The sequence below is a fragment of the Streptomyces deccanensis genome (assembly GCF_022385335.1).
Taxonomy (GTDB): Bacteria; Actinomycetota; Actinomycetes; order Streptomycetales; family Streptomycetaceae; genus Streptomyces; species Streptomyces deccanensis.
Window position 1 is genome coordinate 1,983,989 of the sequence record NZ_CP092431.1, and the last position, 17,810, is coordinate 2,001,798.

A 17,810-nucleotide genomic window follows, 5' to 3' on the forward strand; every position below is an offset into this window, starting at 1 on the left:
CCTTTTGGGTGGAGCGGTCCCGTCTTGGGTGGGACGGGAAATCTGTGGGTGGCCGAGAGAGGTCAGACCTTGGTGGCCTCGGGCGCGGTCGGCTCGGTCTTGGCCCTGAGCAGCCGGAGCGCCGGCGCGGGACCGGAGCGGCCGCCGCGGCGGTGCAGGGCGCGGGCCGCGTAGTCGCCGGCGAACTGGATGGCGGAGATGACGACGGCGAGGACCGCCACGGTGATCCACATCAGTTCGGTCTCGAAGCGCTGGTAGCCGTAGCGGATGGCGATGTCGCCGAGGCCGCCCGCGCCCACGGTGCCGGCCATGGCCGAGTAGCCGATCAGGGCGACGACGGTGGTCGTGGCGGAGGAGATCAGTGAGGGCAGGGACTCGGGGACGAGGACGCTGCGGACGACGGTCCACGTGTTGCCGCCCATGGCCTGCACGGCCTCGACCAGCCCGTGGTCCACCTCGCGCACGGCCGTCTCGACGAGGCGCGCGAAGAACGGGATGGCGCCGATCGCGAGCGGCACGATGGCGGCCTCACGGCCGATGGTCGAGCCGGTGACCCAGCGGGTGAAGCCCATCAGCGCGACCATCAGGATGATGAAGGGCATCGAGCGGGCGATGTTCACGATCTGCCCGACGACCCTGTTGGCGAGGACGTTCTGCAGCAGGCCGCCCCGGTCCGTGAGGACGAGCAGGATGCCGAGCGGGAGGCCGCCGACGACGGCGATGAGGGTGGACCAGCCGACCATGTAGAGGGTGTCCCAACAGGCCTGCTCCAGCAGGGGCCGCATCTCGGACCAGGTCACTTGGCACCTTCCTTCACCGGCGCGGACGACAGCGCGGGCGCCGGTGGGGACGCCTGGGCGTCCCGGCCGACCACGTCGATCTGGAGGCCCTGTTCGCGCAGGAAGCCGACGGGAACCACGTTGTCCTCGTAGCGGCCGGGCAGTTCGATGCGCATCCGGCCGATCTGGAGGCCGCCGACGGTGTCGATGGCGGCGCCGAGGATCGAGATGTCGATGTTGTACGTGCGGGACAGCTGGGAGATGACCGGCTGGGTGGCGGCCTCGCCCTGGAAGGTGACGTCGAGGACGGTGCGGTCGTCGCCGGTGGCCTCACCGCCCACCGGGAAGAGCGCGGCGGCCAGTTCGGAGCCCGGGGTGGCGAGCAGTTCGCTGACCGTGCCGGACTCGACGAGGCGCCCCTTCTCCATGAGGGCGGCGGAGTCGCAGACGCTCTTCACGACGTCCATCTCGTGCGTGATGAGCAGGACGGTCAGGCCCAACTGCCGGTTCAGGTCGCGCAGCAGCGCCAGGATCGAGCGGGTGGTCTCCGGGTCGAGGGCGCTGGTGGCCTCGTCGGAGAGGAGCACCTTCGGGTCGCCGGCGAGTGCGCGGGCGATGCCGACGCGCTGCTTCTGACCGCCGGAGAGCTGGGCCGGGTAGGCCTTGGCCTTGTCGGCGAGACCCACGAGGTCGAGCAGTTCCAGGGCCTTGCGGGAGCGCTCCTGGCCGGACCTGCCGAGGATTTCGAGCGGCAGCTCGACGTTGTCCTGGACGGTGCGGGAGGAGAGCAGGTTGAAGTGCTGGAAGACCATGCCGATCCGGCTGCGCGCCTGCCGGAGCTGCCGGCCGGCGCGGGGACCGCGGCCGGCCAGGGCGGTGAGGTCCTGGCCCGCCACGGCCACGGTTCCGGAGGTGGGGCGTTCGAGCAGGTTGACGCAGCGGATGAGCGAGGACTTGCCGGCGCCGGACTGGCCGATCACGCCGTACACCTCGCCCTCGCGTACATGCAGATCGACGCCGTCGAGGGCGGTGACCTCGCGGCCACGACCTCGATAGACCTTGGTCAGGCCCGATGTGGTGATCACTGGATTTCCGTCACTGTCGAGTGCGCGGGCGTGGGTGTGCCCGGACACGGGTGCAAGCGGTCAGGGACGCGACACGGTTCTCGCGGTGGCGATGGAACCGGAGGAGAACTTGTGCGCGGGAGGCTCGGTCCGTCACGCGCGGCGGCGTGCGGGGCCTTCTAGAAGGCGCACATTCGACACATACAACGAGCACCGGGCGTCATCGTCGCCTCGGTCGCAAACATGCGGCAGCTCGTCGTGGTCATGAGATCAGTAAATCAGATGTATGCAGCAGGTGAGAGGGGGCTGTCCGTATGACGGACGCACGTGAGGCACATATCCGCAGGTGCAGCAGGGTGTCGTCCACTCTGTGGGCATCCGCCGCTGTGGCCAAGGCCACGATCCCGGGCCCGGGGGTTTCCCGGCCCGGGGCCGGGAGCGGCAGGGGATTTTGGCCGTAATAGGGTCGCGGCATGCTTGTTGCCCTGACGGTGACGACCGCCGTCGCCGCGCTTCTGCTCGCCGCGTGGTGCGGCTGGGCCGCGTACCGCGATCAGCCGACCAAGGACTGGCACTTCATCGGCATGGCCGTGGTGTCGGTGCTGGCCCTCGTCCAGCTGGTCGTCGGGATCGTGCAGCTGGCGCGCGGGGAGAAGGCGGAGCAGGGGACCACGATCTTCGTCTCCTACCTCCTCGGGGCTTTCGCCTGCGTCCCGGTGACCGGGTTCATGTCACTGGCCGAGCGCACCCGCTGGGGCAGCGTGACCGTCGCGGCCGGCGGTGTGGTCCTCGCCGTGCTGCAGGTGCGGCTCTACGACATCTGGGGAGGCTGAGATGACCGCGACGGACGACCGGCCTCGGGACGAGAAGCGGGCGCGGCTCATCAGCGGGCCGGGGATACTGCTGGTGTGGCTGTACGGCGTGATGGTCGTCGGGGCCGTGTCGCGGTCCGCCGTGCAGATCTCGACGGAGTTCGAGCACGCGCCGCTCGCGTACTCGCTGTCCGCGCTCGCCGGTGTCGTGTACGGCTTCATCACGTACTCGCTGGTGCGGGGCGGGGAGTTCGCCCGGCGGGCGGCCCGGATCTGTTGTGCTGTGGAGCTGGCGGGCGTGCTGATCGTGGGCACGTGGACACTGGTGGAGCCGTCGGCGTTCCCGGACAAGACCGTGTGGTCGGACTACGGGATCGGCTATCTGTTCATTCCCGTGATCCTGCCGATCACGGCGCTGTACTGGCTGCGAAAGGGTGCGCGGGCGCCCCGTTAGGGGCGCGGCACGCTTCTCACGCCGTCGTCGCGTACGCCCCCGCCGGCTTCTCCAGCACCACCATGGGTACGCCGTCCTGGCCCTGGCTGGTGCCGACCGTCTCGTAGCCGACGCGGCGGTACAACCGGAGGTTGCCCTCGCTGCGGTGGCCCGCGCTGAGGCGGAACCTGGTGGCGCCGTGCTCCCCGGCGAGGGCCGACTCGGCGGCGCGCAGGAGCCTCGCGCCGATGCCGTGCCCCTGGAGACGCGGGTGGACGCAGAGTTTGCCGATGGCGGCGGTGCCGTCGGCGTCGAGGGCGCCGCGCACGGAACCGACCACCTCGTCCCCCAGCCTGGCCACGAACACGCAGTCCGAGGCGACCTCCGCGCGGACGGAGTCGAGGCTCTGGACGAGCGGATCGATGCGGTAGTTGCCGTACAGTGCCGCCTCGCTCTGGAAGCACAGGTACTGCAGCTTGAAGATCTGCTCGGCGTCCTGCTCGGTCGCCACCGAGATGGTCACGCTCATGCCCATGTGTGCACGCCTCCCGCTCACCTGCTCACCCGATGTCCCTCACTCCTATCCCCGTGGTTCGCGCGCCGCAACCTCCGCCGTCAGCAATCGGCGAAGACATCCCAGACATCGGGAACGTTCCGGACCGAGGCTGCCCTGTGAGATACCCAACTCGCCCGCGATCTCACGGTAGGTGAGGTCCTGCGGGGACAGCAGGGCGGCGAGCAGACGGGGGCAGCGGCCGGGCAGTCGGCGCACGGCCGCGTACAGCGCGCGGCGGCGGGCGGCCGTGAGGGCCTGCTGCTCGGGGCCGGGCGCGCGGTCGTCGGCGGGCTCGGCGGCGTAGGGCTGTTCGAGGCGGGCCTTGCGGCGGCTGAGGCGCGCCTCGAATCGGACGGCGCTGCGCAGCCAGCTCTCGGGGTCCTCGGGTGGGCCGTCGCTGTCGAGCCGTTCCAAGAGGCGCAGCCAGACCGCCTGTTCCAGGTCCCCCGCCTCGGCCCCGGCCGCGTACGCCTCCGCCGAGACCTCCGCGACCAGCAGGGGGCGGAGGCCGACGAGCATGTCGTGTGTCATATGCCCCGGGACGCCGCCGCCCCGACAGGGGTTGCCGGGGCGGAGCGGAGTCACCCCAATCGGGGCTCGGGGCTCAACCGTTGACGTTCGAACCCCCGTGCCGTTCGTCAGTCGCCGACGAAGTCCGCGTGGGCCAGCAGACCGGTGTCCGGGTTGTCGGTGAAGATGCCGTCGATGCCGGTGTCGAAGTACACCTTGAACGCGCCGAAGGCGTCGCCGTAGGCGTTGGCGTCCGTGCCCTTGCGGAAGTTCGCGGGCAGGAAGCTGTTCTCGTTGCGCATCGTGTAGGGGTGCAGGATCAGGCCCTTGGCGTGCGCGTCGGCGACGAGGGTGGTCGGCGTGGTGAGGTTGCCGCCCGAGTCGCGCGGGATGATCAGGTCCAGCGTGGGGCCGATGCCGTTGGCGTACGAGGCGATCCAGGCGAGTCCGGCCGGCTTGACCAGGTCGGCGACGGTGCGCGGGTCGCCGGCCTCGACGAAGTCCCAGGGGCGGGTGGCGGCGCCGGACAGCAGGACGACGAGAGGGCTGTCCACCAGCCGGTTCAGCCGCTGGATGCTGCTCGGCTCGAACGACTGGAGGAAGACCGGCGAGTTCTTCTTGTGCCGGTCGTACTTGCGCAGCAGCTTGGCGAGCGGCTCCTCGAGGCCCAGGCCCAGCTTGCGGAAGTAGGTGGGGTGCTTGGTCTCGACGTGCAGCCAGACGCGCCTGCCCCGCTTCCGGCCCTCCTTGTCGGCCCAGCGCAGCACCTCCTCGAAGGAGGGGATCTCCCAGCGGCCGTCGTAGAGGGTGTTCTCCTGCCGGTTGCCCGGGATGCGCTCCTTGGCGCGCAGCGTCTTCAGCTCGGCGAGGGTGAAGTCCTCGGTGAACCAGCCGGTGTAGGTGACGCCGTCGACGACCTTGGTGGTCTTCCGGTCGGCGAACTCGGGGTGGACCGCGACGTCGGTCGTGCCGGTGATGTCGTTCTCGTGACGGCATACGAGATGGCCGTCCTTGGTGGGCACGAGGTCCTGCTCGATGACGTGCGCGCCCATGTCGAGGGCGAGCTGGTACGAGCCGAGCGTGTGCTCCGGGCGGTAGCCGCTGGCCCCTCGGTGCGCGATGACCGTCGGCACCGGCAGGCTCCGGTAGCCGCCGCCCGAGTGGCCGGCCGACCTGGCGTCCGCCGTGGCCTCGTCGGCTCTCGCCGCGGCCGGCAGTCCGAGGACCGCTCCGCCCGCGCCGAGCACCGCGGCGCCGAGCAGTGCACGTCGGCCCGTTCCGCGGCCCTGTTCGTTCGCGTCCTTCGCGTCCTGCGACTGCCGCGGCTCCTGCGTCCCCATGACCGGCTCCTCCACCGTGATGCCCTGCACCTGTCAAAGCGGGACGATCGTAGGTGTCCCGAGGTGACCGTTGGGAGACCTGGGACCGAACACGCGGAAGACGCCTTGTGTCGCCCGGGAGGCGGAATTTGACGGAGTGTCGGTTCGGTGACGCGATGTCCGTCACATGACGCGCCGGGTGACAACCCGCCATCAGCGCGTCACCGCAGGTAAAACAGCGTCAACAGTTGGTATCCACTCGGTGAACCCGACGTGCGCCGCGCCATGAGGCGGGAGTATCGTCCTCACCTGCACAGACTTGTACCGGAACGCTTGACATGGGAGGGCCCGTTGTCCCGCTTCGCGCTCATCAAGGCAGTGCTCGGACCGATCATGCGCCTGATGTTCCGCCCTCGGGTGGAAGGCGCTGAGCACATTCCGGGGGACGGTCCGGTGATCCTCGCCGGCAACCATCTGACCTTCATCGACTCGATGGTCCTGCCGCTGGTCTGCGACCGGCAGGTCTTCTTCATCGGCAAGGACGAGTACGTCACCGGCAAGGGGATCAAGGGCCGTCTGATGGCCTGGTTCTTCACCGGGGTCGGCATGATCCCCGTCGACCGCGACGGCGGGCGGGGCGGGGTCGCCGCCCTGATGACCGGGCGGCGGATCCTGGACGAGGGCAAGGTGTTCGGGATCTACCCCGAGGGGACGCGGTCGCCCGACGGCCGGCTGTACCGGGGGCGGACCGGGATCGCCCGGCTGACGCTGATGACCGGGGCGCCGGTCGTGCCGTTCGCGATGATCGGGACGGACAAGATCCAGCCGGGCGGGGCGGGGGTGCCCCGGCCGGGGCGGGTCACCGTGCGGTTCGGTGAGGCGATGGAGTTCTCCCGGTACGAGGGGATGGATCGGGACCGGTATGTGCTGCGGGCGGTGACCGATTCCGTGATGGCCGAGGTGATGCGGTTGTCGGGGCAGGAGTACGTGGACATGTACGCATCCAAGGCCAAGGAAGCGGCCTAGCTCCGCGGCGGCGCTCCGCTGGGGGTGCCGGGTTCGGTTGTTGGTCGGGTGCGGGGCGGTGGGGGCTGGTCGCGCAGTTCCCCGCGCCCCTGGGCCCGTTGTCGCTGAGCGAGGGCTCTGCGAGCGCCGGCAGCGGGGGGTGCCAGGTTTCGGTTGTTTGTCGAGTGCGGGTTGGTGGGGGCTGGTCGCGCCGTTCCTCGCGCCCCTGGGGGTGCTGGGCTAAGCGGCGTTTTCCAGGTGTTGGTCGCGCAGCATGAACCAGGCCGCTGCTGCGGTGGCCAGGAGGACGGCCGCGCCTGCGCCCGCCGCTGTCGTGAGGCCTTCCACGAAGGACTCCCTCGCGGAGGTCAGCATGGCCTGGGCCGTGTCCGACGGCATTCGTCCCGCCGCGTCGACCGCGCCACCCAGTGACTCGTATGCCCCTTCCGGGGTGCCCGCCGGTGCCGTGAAGTCGCGGTACACGCCCGTCACGATCGAGCCCAGGACCGCGATGCCCAGGGCCGCGCCCAGCTCGTAGGCCGTTTCGGAGACCGCCGAGGCAGAACCCGCCTGTTCCTTGGGGACGCTGGAGAGGATGACGTCGGCGGTGACGGTGAAGGAGAAGCCTGCGCCGATGCCGACGACCAGCAGGGCGACGCCGATCAGCGGGTAGCCGGTGGAGCGGTCGACCAGGGTGAGCAGGGCGAGGGCCAGACCGATGGCCGCGAGGCCGCCCGCTACTACGGAGCGGACGGAGAAGCGGCGGGCGGCGGCTCCGGCGATCAGCCCCGCGGCCACCGCTCCGATCGCCGCCGGGAGTTCCGCGAGGCCCGCCTCCAACGGACGCCTGCCCTGGACCAGTTGCAGGAACTGGGAGAGGAAGAAGACCAGGCCGGACAGGCCGAGGATGGTCAGCAGGTCGGCGAGGACGGCTCCGGAGAAGCCCCGGTTGCGGAACAGGCGCATGTCCAGCAACGGGTGCGGCAGGGTGAGCTGACGGCGTACGAAGAAGAACAGCCCGGCGACACCGAATAGGCCGGCGGCGAGCGCGTTGCCGTCGACGCCGTGGGTGGCGGTCTCCTTCACCGCGTACACGACACCGATCATGCCGACCAACGACAGGCCGACGCTGGGCATGTCCCACGGGCCCGGGTTCGGGTGGCGGGACTCGGGGAGCAGCTTGATGCCGACGAGGACCAGGACGGCCATCACGGGCAGGTTGATGAGGAAGACCGAGCCCCACCAGAAGTGTTCGAGCAGGAAGCCGCCGACGACCGGGCCGACGGCCGTACCGGCGGAGGCCGTGGCGCCCCATACGCCGATGGCGAGGCTGCGTTCGCGCGGGTCGTGGAAGAGGTTGCGGATCAGGGCGAGCGTGGCGGGCATCAGGGTCGCGCCCGCGACACCGAGCAGTGCCCGCGCGACGATCATCGTCTCGGGCGTCGTCGCATAGGCGTTGAGCACGGATATCGCGCCGAACGCGGTGGCGCCGATCAGCAGGAGCTTCTTGCGGCCGATGCGGTCGCCGAGGCTGCCGGCCGAGACGAGCAGGCCCGCGATGACGAACGAGTAGATGTCACCGATCCACAGGAGCTGGGTGCCCGAGGGCGCCAGGTCCTCACTGATGTAGGGGGTCGCGAGACCGAGGACGGTCGCGTCGACGGCCACCAGCAGCACAGCGAGCACCAGGACGGCGAGCGCGAGCCAGCGGCCCGGCCTCTTCTCCGCCTCGACGGTGCGGGCCGGCCGCAGGGTGCTGGTCATGATTCCTCTCTCGGGTCTTCGGGGTGGCTGGGGTGTTCGGGGTGACTGGGGTGTTCGGGGTGGCGCAGGGCGCCGCCGAGCAGCAGTTCGGTGATCATGAAGGTGAAGTCGTTGGGAGCCACGCGGCCCTCCGAGACGGCCCACGCGCCGGAGGCCAGCAGGCCGTAGAGCGCTTCGGTGAGCCAGGCCGGGGTGAGGTCGATACGGAACTCGCCCGCCGCCTGGCCGCGTTTGAACAGGGTCGCGATGGCGGCGTCGATCCGGGCCCAGCCCTCGTGCTGCCCCTCGCCCTCGAACAGCTGGTTCTCGGTGTAGAGGAAGGCGAGCAGGCCCGCGGCCGGTTCGATCTCGCGCACCAGCCGGCGTACGGCGTCACGCGCCAGGCCCTCGGCCGGGCGGGCCGCGGCCAGCGCGGCCTCGCACTCCTCGATGCCGAGCGCCTCCAGCGCCCGGACGAGCGCGTCGCGCCCGGCGAAGTGGCGGTGCAGCGTGGCCCGGCTGATCCCGGCGGCCTTGGCGACCTCGTCCATGGTCGCGGTGGACTTGCGGGTCAGCAGGGCGGCTGCGCTGCGCAGCACGTGTTCACGGTCGACGGCCATGAGACAACCATAGCCCACATGAGACATTTTTGTCTCATCGAGGGCATCGGTGTCTCATGGCTGTGGGTTCAGCGGCTCCTTCCGCTGGTCGCGGGTTCCCTCCGTGCGGTCAGTGCCAGGGCAGGCTGCCGCGCTTCTCCCAGTACGTCCGCGGGTCCTCGGCGAGGTCCGCGAGGCGGGCCAGTTCGTCGTCGTCGAGGTCGACGACCGCCGCGTGCAGGTTGGAGGCGAGCTGGTTGGTGGTGGCGGCGCCGGAGAGGACGACTCCGGCCCACGGCTGGCGCAGGACCACCGCGAGGGCGACCGCGTCGCAGCCGAGGCCCGTCCGTTCGGCGACGGCCCTGAGCTCGTCCGGGGCGTGCGGACCTGCCAGGCGGCCGTTGGCCATGCCCTCCTTGACGATCACGGTCAGACCGGCGTCGTGCGCCTCGGCGAGGGCGGGGGCGGCGGAGGTCTCCAGCGCGTTGTACGTCGACTGGACGGTACGGAAGAGGGGTTCGCCGTCGACGGTCACGGTGAGGGCGGTGCGGATGGCGTCCGCCTGGGCCGGGCCGCTGGTGGAGAAGCCAACGGTGACGCCCTGGGCGGCCGCCTCCGCCAGCCTGGCGTGGAGTTCCTTGTCGGTGAGGGCCGGACTGTCCGGGGTCACCGAGTGGATCTGGTAGAGGTCGAGCCGGTCGCCGAGCAGCTCGGCGGTCTCGGCGCGCTGCCGCTCGTACGTGGGGAGGCTGTGGTCCTTGACCTCGTGCTTCTCGGCGTCGGTGGTCCAGTCGGCGGTGTAGGTGTAGCCCCATTTGCTGCCGATGACCACGTCGTCGAGGCCGGGGCGAGTGCGGAGCCAGTCGGCGAGGAACTCCTCGGAGCGGCCGTAGGAGCGGGCCGCGTCGAAGTAGCGGACGCCCTGGGCGTAGGCGGCGTCGAGGAGTTCGTGGGTGCGGGTGCGGAGGGCTTCGACGGTGCGGGTCTCTCCGAGGTCGGCGTCGCGGCCGAGGGTGATGTAGCCGGGGCGGGCGACCGCGGCCAGACCGAAGCCGATGTGGCAGGTGGGGGTGGTCGCTGCGGCCAGTCGGGCGAAGGGCATCGCGGGCTCCGTTCGGGTCGGCTCCTTGCGGTTCCTGAGCCAACGTAACCCGGGATGACCTTTGTTGTGTTGTGGGGTGGGGTGAGTGGCGGGTGAGGGGGCGGGGGCGGGCCTCCCGGGGATTTTCGCCCCCGCCGCCCCTACCCGTCCCATCCTTCAGGGGCTGCGCCCCTTCGACCCCCAAGCGTCCGTCCGGTGGGGCTTCTCGCGCAGTTCCCCGCGCCCCTGGAAAAAGCGGGGCTGCGCCCCGGCTTTTTCCAGGGGCGGGTGGGTCAGCTCTTCTTGGCGTTTGCCCAGGCGTGCTGGGCCGTCACGTCCTGCTTGATGTCCGCCAGTTGGGTCGCGACCGCGCTCGGGGCCGTGCCTCCTCGGCCGTTGCGGGAGGCGAGGGCGCCCGGGACGTTCAGGACGGTGCGGACCTCGGGGGTGAGGTGGGAGGAGATCTTGGCGAACTGGTCGTCCGTCAGGTCGTTCAGTTCCTTGTTCTCGGCCTCGGCGGCCTTGACGCACTCGCCGGCGACCTCGTGGGCGACCCGGAAGGGGACGCCCTGCTTGACCAGCCACTCGGCGATGTCGGTGGCGAGGGAGAAGCCGGCCGGGGCCAGTTCCTCCATGCGCTCGCGGTGGACGGTGAGGGTGGCCATCATGCCGGTGAACGCGGGGAGGAGGACCTCCAGCTGGTCGATCGAGTCGAAGACCGGCTCCTTGTCCTCCTGGAGGTCGCGGTTGTAGGCCAGGGGGAGGGCCTTCAACGTCGCCATCAGGCCCGTCAGGTTGCCGATCAGGCGGCCGGACTTGCCCCGCGCAAGCTCCGCGATGTCCGGGTTCTTCTTCTGCGGCATGATCGACGAGCCCGTCGAGAACGCGTCGTGGAGGGTCACGAAGGAGAACTCCTTCGTGTTCCAGATGATGACCTCCTCGGCGATCCGGGAGAGGTTCACCCCGATCATCGCGGTGACGAAGGCGAACTCGGCGACGAAGTCGCGGGACGCGGTGCCGTCGATGGAGTTCGCCGAGCTGCCGTGCTCGAAGCCGAGGTCCTTGGCGACCGCCTCCGGGTCCAGGCCGAGGGAGGAACCGGCCAGGGCGCCCGAGCCGTACGGGGAGACCGCGGTGCGCTCGTCCCACTGGCGCAGCCGCTCGGCGTCCCGGGAGAGGGACTGCACGTGGGCGAGGACGTGGTGGGCGAAGAGCACCGGCTGCGCGTGCTGGAGGTGGGTGCGGCCGGGCATGGCCACGTCCGGGTGGGCCTCCGCCAGGCCGATCAGCGCGTCCTGGAGGTCGGCGATCAAGCCGCCGATCGTACGGGCGTGGTCCCGCAGGTACATCCGGAAGAGGGTCGCGACCTGGTCGTTCCGGGACCGGCCGGCGCGCAGCTTGCCGCCCAGGTCCGGGCCGAGACGCTCCAGGAGACCGCGCTCCAGGGCGGTGTGCACGTCCTCGTCGGCGACGGTGCCGACGAACGCGCCCGAGGCCACGTCCGTTTCGAGCTGGTCGAGGCCCGCGATCATCCGGGACAGCTCGTCCTCGGTGAGCAGGCCCGCCTTGTGCAGCACGCGCGCGTGGGCGCGGGAGCCCGCGATGTCGTACGGGGCCAGCCGCCAGTCGAAGTGGACGGACGCGGACAGCTTCGCCAGGGCCTCGGCGGGACCGTCGGCGAAACGGGCGCCCCAGAGCCGTACGTCACCGCTGTTGCTGCTCACTCGCGTTGCTCCTAGATCTCCGCTTACTGCGTTCACTGCCATGCATGAGTATGCAGAACTCTGCATGAATCGTCAATCTGAGAGAAGTTTGAGAGACGCCGAGAAACCTTTGAACAAACGAAACCGCTTTCACGTAACTCACACCGGACGCAGGCGCCGCGTTCGTAAACAACGACCACACCCGACCCGAGTGAGGCATCCGCATGTCCAGGGCTCTTCCGAAGTACAACAAGCGTCGCGTAGGGATCATCGGCGGCGCCGCCGCGGTCGTGCTCTCCGGAGCGGTCATCGCGGGTTCCGCCCTCGCCGGCGAGGGTGCCAACAACGAGGACGCCGCGGGCAACGCCTCCCCCGGCACCATCACCTGCCCGGCCGTCGAAGGCAGCCTCCCGGCGATCCCGGCCTCCGCGAAGGCCGAGGTCGACAGCAACCTCGCCCAGCTGCAGACCCAGATCCAGGAAGCCAACCAGCGCCTGATCGACACGGTCGGCCAGGGCGGCCCGAACTTCGTCAACAACGCCATCCTCGGCCCGCTGGAGGACAAGCGCGTCGCCGCGCTCAACCGCATCGAGACCGCCATCGGCCGCGCCGCCGCCAAGCCCGAGGGCCTCGAAGCCCTCGCCCCCTGCCAGCTCAACCAGGGCGGCGCCGCGGCAGCCGACGGAGGGGCGCAGGCCGGTGCGGGCGCCGGGGCCGGGGCCGACGCCGGCGAGGGTGCCGCGGACGCGGGCAACGCCGGCGCCGCCGGGACCATCACCTGCCCCGAGGTCGAGGGCGAACTCCCCGCGATCCCGGCCTCCGCGCAGGCCGAGGTCGACCGCAACCTCGCGCTCCTCGACACCCAGATCCAGGAAGCCAACCAGCGCCTGATCGACACCGTCGGCCAGGGCGGCCCGAACTTCGTCAACAACGCCATCCTCGGCCCGCTGGAGGACAAGCGCGTCGCCACGCTGAACCGCATCGAGACCGCCATCGGCCGCGCCGCCGCCAAGCCCGAGGGCCTGGAGGCGCTCGCCCCCTGCCAGCTCAACCAGGGCGGCGCCGCGGGCGCCGGTGACGAGGCGGAGGCCGGCCAGGAGGCCGGTGCGGGTGCCGAAGCGGGCGCGGGTGCCGAGGCCGGTGCGGGCGAGGGTGCCGCGGACGCGGGCAACGCCGGCGCCGCCGGGACCATCACCTGCCCCGAGGTCGAGGGCGAACTCCCCGCGATCCCGGCCTCCGCGCAGGCCGAGGTCGACCGCAACCTCGCCCAGCTCGACACCCAGATCCAGGAAGCCAACCAGCGCCTGATCGACACCGTCGGCCAGGGCGGCCCGAACTTCGTCAACAACGCCATCCTCGGCCCGCTGGAGGACAAGCGCGTCGCCGCGCTCAACCGCATCGAGACCGCCATCGGCCGCGCCGCCGCCAAGCCCGAGGGCCTGGAGGCGCTCGCCCCCTGCCAGCTCAACCAGTAGTCCACGGCCTCGGCCCGAGTGACCTCCTGCCCTCCTGGTGAGTGACAGGGGTCGTGGCCGCCCCGCGCGCCGGCCGGGGCGGCCATGGAAGACCTGATTCCGGGTGGATCCCAGCGAGGGGATCCACCCGGAACTCGTTTCTGCGAGCTCTAACTCCTTAGACAGACGAAGCAACTCCGTCGATAATCGTCAGTCATGGGAAAGACCTACGAGCGCATCGACGGCCGCCTGCGTACGTTCATCGAGGCACAGCCACTGTTCTTCACCGCTACGGCGCCCCTGGCCGCCGACGGCACGGTCAATCTCTCCCCCAAGGGCCTCAAGGGCTCGTTCGTCATCCTCGACGAACGGACCGTCGCCTACCTGGACTTCGCCGGCTCCCACGCGGAGACGATCGCGCATCTGCGCGAGAACGGCCGGATCACCCTGATGTGGTGCGCCTTCCAGGGCCCGCCCACCATCGTCCGCGTGCACGGCACGGGCGAGCCTGTCTTCCGCGACGACCCGCGCTTCGCCGGACTCCTCGCCCGCTTCCCCGACATCGACCCCGCGCCGCACGGTCTGCGCGCGATCATCGTGGTCCGCGCCGAGCACATCCGCGACAGCTGCGGCTACGCGGTGCCGTTCATGGCGTACGAGGAGGAGCGCGACCTGCACGGCCGGCGTTTCGCGCGCGAGGACGACGACTCGCTCAGCGCCTACTTCAGCTCCAAGGACCAGATCGCGACCAGCATGGACGGCCTCCCGGGGCTGCCACTGCCGCTGCCGCCGTCCGTCGCCTGACGGCGTGGGAGGCGCGGGCGCCCTCCGGTAGCGATCGTTCCGCAAGACAGTTGTTCACACGGTTGAACACACGGCACTCCCAGCACGTACGTGTGGGCCAAGGGTCCAGCCCACCACGGAGGAACCGTGTCCACGATCGCCGGAGGTCGCGCCGCGCGCCGCCAGACGATGCGCCGCATCCGACCTCGCCGCTCCCCCGCCGTCCCGCTGCTGATCATTTTCTTTGCGGGCGTGGCCGCGGTGGTGTGGCTGTGGTGGGACAACACGCCCTCCATCGCCGACCAGGGCAGCAAGATGGTCAACGCCGGCCGGATCACCGGTCTGCTCGGCGGCTACATGATGGCCCTGGTGGTCCTCCAGATGGCCCGGGTGCCCGCGCTGGAACGCCGCGTCGGCTCCGACCGGGTCGCCCGCTGGCACGCGATGACCGGCCGCTACACGCTCTGCCTGGTCGTCGCGCACGTCGTCCTCACGATGTACGGCTACGCGCTGCAGGCCGGTCTCACCCACACCGCGATCCTGCAGCAGACCATCGACTCCATCAACCAGCTGCCGGACATGGGCAAGGCCGCCATCGGCACCGGTCTGCTGGTGCTCATCGGGCTGATGTCGATCGGCCCGGTGCGCAAGCGGATCCCGTACGACTTCTGGTACCACACGCACCTGCTGACGTACGCGGCCACGTTCCTGACGTTCTGGCACCAGATCTCCACCGGCAACGAGTTCGCCGTCACGCCCGCGGCAAAGACCGGCTGGTACGCGCTGTACGGGTCGGTGACCGCGCTGGTGCTCTGGTACCGGATCATCACGCCGATCCGGCTCAACATGCGGCACCGGCTGCGGGTCGAGGCGGTCATCGAGGAGTCGCCCGGCATCGTCTCCGTGCTGATGAGCGGGCGCAAGCTGCACCGGATGGGCGCGGAGGCCGGGCAGTTCTTCCGGTGGCGGTTCCTCGCCCCCGGCATGCGGTTCAGCTCGCACCCGTACTCCCTGTCGGCGGCGCCCCGCCCCAACATGCTGCGCATCACGGTCAAGGCGATCGGCGACCACAGCACGGCCCTGCGTGACCTGGAGCCCGGCACCCGGGTGTGGGCCGAGGGCCCGTACGGGGCGCTGACGGCCGGCAAGCGCAGCCGCGGCAAGGTGCTGCTGGTGGCCGGTGGTGTGGGCATCACGCCGATGAGAGCCCTGTTCGAGACGCTGCCCGGCGCGGCCGGTGACCTGACCCTGCTCTACCGGGCCAACACCACGCAGGACCTGGCCCTGTGGGACGAGCTGGCGCTGATCGCCGAGGAGCGCGGGGCGCGGCTGATGTACGCGGTGAACAGCCCGGACGGCGAACGCCCGGACATCTCACCGGACTCGCTGCGCCGCAAGATCCCGGACATCGAGAGCCACGACGTCTTCCTGTGCGGGCCGCCCGGTTTCGCGCAGAACGTCTACGAGGCCCTGCGCGGCGCGGGCGTCCCGACCCGGCGCATCCACCACGAGTCGTTCGAGATGTGAGCGACGGGGCCGCTCACCGCGGTTCCCCCTCCGGCCGGCCGTTCCAGCCGTCGGTCACCACGACCTGCCCCACCCCGACTTCTGGCCATGGTTTCCCGTGGGTTCGCCCCGGGTCTCCCCCGCGAGACTTCACATTTCAGGAGCTGAAGGAGCGATGAAGAAGAGCCACCCCATCCGGCGGACCCTGCTCGCCACCGCCGCCACCGTGTCCGGCATCGTGCTGCTGCTGTCGCTGAAGCCGGCCTCCGACCCGGCCGGATCGGTCCAGGCGGGGGCGGCAGGGGGCGCTCCTTCGGCGCAGGGCGGGGTGGCGGCCGGAGCGCAGACCCTCACCGGCACCGCCGTCCAGACCGACTACGGGCCGGTGCAGGTCCGAATCACCGTCAACGGCGGCAAGATCACCAACGCCGAGACGGTGCAGCAGCCCAGCGGCGGGCGCTCCACCCAGATCAGCGCCGACGCGATCCCCAAGCTCAACCAGGCGGCCGTGGCCGCGGGCAGCGCCGAGATCGACGCGGTCTCGGGCGCCACCTACACCAGCGCCGGCTACAAGGAATCCCTCCAGGCCGCGCTGGACCAGGCCGGCAAGGCGCAGGACTCGGGCGCGCAGGTGCTCACGGGAACCACCGTGCAGACCGACTACGGGCCGGTGCAGGTCCGGATCACCGTCAGCGGCGGCAAGATCACCAACGCCGAGGCGATCCAGGCGCCGAGCGGTGGTCGCTCCACCCAGATCACCGGCGACTCGGTGCCGAAGCTCAACCAGGCGGCGGTGGCGGCCGGCAGCGCCGAGATCGACGCGGTCTCGGGCGCCACCTACACCAGCGCCGGCTACAAGGAATCCCTCCAGGCCGCACTGGACCAGGCCGGCAAGGCACAGGGCTCCGGCTCCGAGGTCGAGGCGGGCGGCTCGCAGGACGCGGGCGGCGGCGCCGAGGACGGCGCGGACGCCGGGAGCGGCGGGGCCGCGGCCGGGGGCGGGCAGGCGACGGGCACCCAGGTGCTCACCGGTTCCACCATCCAGACGGACTACGGGCCGGTGCAGGTCCGGGTCACGGTCACCGATGGCAAGATCACCAACGCCGAGGCGCTGCAGCAGCCCAGCGGCGGCCGTTCGACCCAGATCAGCGGCAACGCCATCCCGAAGCTCAACCAGAACGCCGTCTCGGCAGGGAGCGCTGACATCGATGCTGTCTCGGGCGCCACGTACACCAGCGGTGGCTACAAGCAGTCCCTCCAGTCCGCGCTGGACCAGGCCGGCTGATCCGGTGGCCGAACCCGCCGGGGCCGCCGCGCCCGCCCAACTGCGGCACGCCGAGGAGGTCATGGGCACCGTCTTCTCGTTCGACATCCGGGGAGGCGAGCCCGGTGCGGTCGAGGCCGCGCTGCAGGAGGCGGTGGCCGGGCTCCACGCCGTGGACGAGGTGTTCAGCACCTACCGCGAGCACAGCCAGATCTCCCGGCTCGCCCGGGGCGAGGCGACGATCGAGGAGTGCGATGCCGAGGTCGCCGAGGTGCTCGAACTGTGCGCCGAGGCCGAGCGGTTGAGCGACGGCTGGTTCAGCGCGACGTACGAGGGCCGCTTCGATCCGACCGGCCTCGTGAAGGGGTGGGCCACCGAGCGGGCCGCGTCGAGGCTGGTCGAGGCCGGGGTGGTCGGGGTGAGTGTGAACGGGGGTGGCGATGTGCAGCTGTGCGGTGTGCCCGGGCCGGACCGCCCGTGGCGTGTCGGGGTCGCTGATCCTCTCCGGCCCGGGGGGCTGGCGGCGGTCGTCACGGCCGCCGGCGCGGATCGGCTGGCGGTGGCCACGTCGGGTACGGCCGAGCGCGGGGCGCACATCGTCGACCCCCGCACGGGCAAGTCCGCCGTCACCGACCTCGTCTCGGTGACGGTGGTCGCCCCTCGCCTGACCTGGGCCGACTGCTGGGCCACGGCCGCGTTCGCGATGGGTTCGCGGGAGGGGCTGGCGTGGCTGGAGTCCTTGGAGGACACGGAGGCCCTCCTGATCACAGCGGGCGACGAGGTCCGCTGCACGGGGGGATTGGCGCGGCGGTTGGGTTGAGCGGGGTCGGTTGAACGGGGTTGGGCTCGGCGGGGCGGACGGGCTGAGCGGGAGCCGACGAGACCCGCCCGCGGGGGCTGAGCGGTGGGCAGGACGCTTACCGGCGCTGACAGGGCGCCGCCGCGCCCACCCGTGCCGCCCCAGCGGCACGACTGCCCGCGGTGGGGGGGAGGGAAAAGGCGGCTGAGCAGCAGTGCGGGCCGTGCATCAGCGGCGGCGGCACGACGGCCGCGAGTGGGGGCGGCGGCTGGGTGGGACGGTCGCGTGGGCGAAGACTCGCGTCGACGGTACGACGGGCCGGGAAAAGGGCGAAGCCCTTTCAGGGGCGCGGGGAACTGCGCGACCGGCCACGACGGACCCGCGGTCGGCGTGCCGGCCC

At 71.1% G+C, this 17,810-nt stretch carries 16 protein-coding genes and 1 pseudogene; 8 read left to right on the top strand and 9 right to left on the bottom strand.

The genetic code is table 11. The annotated features are described in order from the left end of the window. Positions 1-62: 62 nt before the first annotated feature. Together L3078_RS08860 and L3078_RS08865 are read right to left on the bottom strand one after the other, a co-directional pair. Positions 63-800 (bottom strand): methionine ABC transporter permease, encoded by a 738-nt coding sequence (locus L3078_RS08860; RefSeq protein ID WP_239752504.1) that lies wholly within the window; start codon positions 798-800, stop codon positions 63-65. Beyond that, positions 797-1,864 carry a methionine ABC transporter ATP-binding protein gene (locus L3078_RS08865; RefSeq protein ID WP_239752505.1) on the bottom strand — a complete coding sequence of 356 codons (1,068 nt, stop codon included), beginning with the start codon at positions 1,862-1,864 and terminating at the stop codon, positions 797-799. The genes L3078_RS08860 and L3078_RS08865 overlap by 4 nt, the downstream gene beginning before the upstream one ends. Positions 1,865-2,316: 452 nt before the next feature. Here L3078_RS08865 and L3078_RS08870 point away from each other — a divergent pair, with 452 nt between their 5' ends. Then, positions 2,317-2,676, top strand: a complete 360-nt coding sequence (locus L3078_RS08870; RefSeq protein WP_239752506.1) for a hypothetical protein — start codon at positions 2,317-2,319, stop codon at positions 2,674-2,676. Position 2,677: 1 nt separating this feature from the next. Continuing rightward, positions 2,678-3,109 (top strand): hypothetical protein, encoded by a 432-nt coding sequence (locus L3078_RS08875; RefSeq protein WP_239752507.1) that lies wholly within the window; start codon positions 2,678-2,680, stop codon positions 3,107-3,109. Positions 3,110-3,125: 16 nt separating this feature from the next. Here the strand turns inward: L3078_RS08875 and L3078_RS08880 are convergent, their stop codons facing one another. The 3 genes from L3078_RS08880 to L3078_RS08890 all read right to left on the bottom strand — a co-directional run bounded on the left by L3078_RS08880 (position 3,126) and on the right by L3078_RS08890 (position 5,494). After that, positions 3,126-3,623 carry a GNAT family N-acetyltransferase gene (locus tag L3078_RS08880; protein WP_239752508.1) on the bottom strand — a complete coding sequence of 166 codons (498 nt, stop codon included), beginning with the start codon at positions 3,621-3,623 and terminating at the stop codon, positions 3,126-3,128. Between the two features lie 45 nt (positions 3,624-3,668). Beyond that, complete coding sequence (locus tag L3078_RS08885; RefSeq protein WP_239752509.1) at positions 3,669-4,175, bottom strand: RNA polymerase sigma factor; 507 nt, start codon at positions 4,173-4,175, stop codon at positions 3,669-3,671. Between the two features lie 107 nt (positions 4,176-4,282). Next, positions 4,283-5,494 (bottom strand): glycerophosphodiester phosphodiesterase, encoded by a 1,212-nt coding sequence (locus tag L3078_RS08890; protein WP_239752510.1) that lies wholly within the window; start codon positions 5,492-5,494, stop codon positions 4,283-4,285. Between the two features lie 330 nt (positions 5,495-5,824). Here L3078_RS08890 and L3078_RS08895 point away from each other — a divergent pair, with 330 nt between their 5' ends. Further along, positions 5,825-6,499 (top strand): lysophospholipid acyltransferase family protein, encoded by a 675-nt coding sequence (locus tag L3078_RS08895; protein WP_239752511.1) that lies wholly within the window; start codon positions 5,825-5,827, stop codon positions 6,497-6,499. Between the two features lie 219 nt (positions 6,500-6,718). Here the strand turns inward: L3078_RS08895 and L3078_RS08900 are convergent, their stop codons facing one another. The 4 genes from L3078_RS08900 to argH form a co-directional block, all read right to left on the bottom strand. Then, positions 6,719-8,242 carry an MFS transporter gene (locus L3078_RS08900; RefSeq protein ID WP_239752512.1) on the bottom strand — a complete coding sequence of 508 codons (1,524 nt, stop codon included), beginning with the start codon at positions 8,240-8,242 and terminating at the stop codon, positions 6,719-6,721. Next, on the bottom strand, positions 8,239-8,841 hold the full coding sequence (locus L3078_RS08905) for a TetR/AcrR family transcriptional regulator (RefSeq protein ID WP_239752513.1): 603 nt from the start codon (positions 8,839-8,841) through the stop codon (positions 8,239-8,241). The genes L3078_RS08900 and L3078_RS08905 overlap by 4 nt, the downstream gene beginning before the upstream one ends. A gap of 109 nt (positions 8,842-8,950) precedes the next feature. Further along, positions 8,951-9,922 carry an aldo/keto reductase gene (locus L3078_RS08910; protein ID WP_239752539.1) on the bottom strand — a complete coding sequence of 324 codons (972 nt, stop codon included), beginning with the start codon at positions 9,920-9,922 and terminating at the stop codon, positions 8,951-8,953. 272 nt (positions 9,923-10,194) lie between these two features. Further along, a complete protein-coding gene (argH, locus tag L3078_RS08915) occupies positions 10,195-11,625 on the bottom strand; it encodes an argininosuccinate lyase (RefSeq protein WP_239752550.1) in 1,431 nt (476 codons plus the stop codon). Positions 11,626-11,828: 203 nt separating this feature from the next. Here argH and L3078_RS08920 point away from each other — a divergent pair. From L3078_RS08920 to L3078_RS08940, 5 genes and pseudogenes are all read left to right on the top strand, one after another. Beyond that, positions 11,829-12,659 (top strand): annotated as a pseudogene (locus L3078_RS08920) (hypothetical protein); the annotation flags it as partial. A gap of 615 nt (positions 12,660-13,274) precedes the next feature. Continuing rightward, positions 13,275-13,862 carry a pyridoxamine 5'-phosphate oxidase family protein gene (locus tag L3078_RS08925; RefSeq protein ID WP_239752562.1) on the top strand — a complete coding sequence of 196 codons (588 nt, stop codon included), beginning with the start codon at positions 13,275-13,277 and terminating at the stop codon, positions 13,860-13,862. 168 nt (positions 13,863-14,030) lie between these two features. Further along, the gene (locus tag L3078_RS08930) at positions 14,031-15,368 is read left to right on the top strand and encodes a ferredoxin reductase family protein (protein ID WP_239760253.1); all 1,338 of its coding nucleotides are present in this window, start codon (positions 14,031-14,033) and stop codon (positions 15,366-15,368) included. A 154-nt stretch (positions 15,369-15,522) separates the two neighbouring features. After that, the gene (locus tag L3078_RS08935) at positions 15,523-16,632 is read left to right on the top strand and encodes an FMN-binding protein (RefSeq protein ID WP_275593129.1); all 1,110 of its coding nucleotides are present in this window, start codon (positions 15,523-15,525) and stop codon (positions 16,630-16,632) included. A 4-nt stretch (positions 16,633-16,636) separates the two neighbouring features. Next, complete coding sequence (locus L3078_RS08940; RefSeq protein ID WP_239752563.1) at positions 16,637-17,431, top strand: FAD:protein FMN transferase; 795 nt, start codon at positions 16,637-16,639, stop codon at positions 17,429-17,431. Positions 17,432-17,810: the final 379 nt, after the last annotated feature.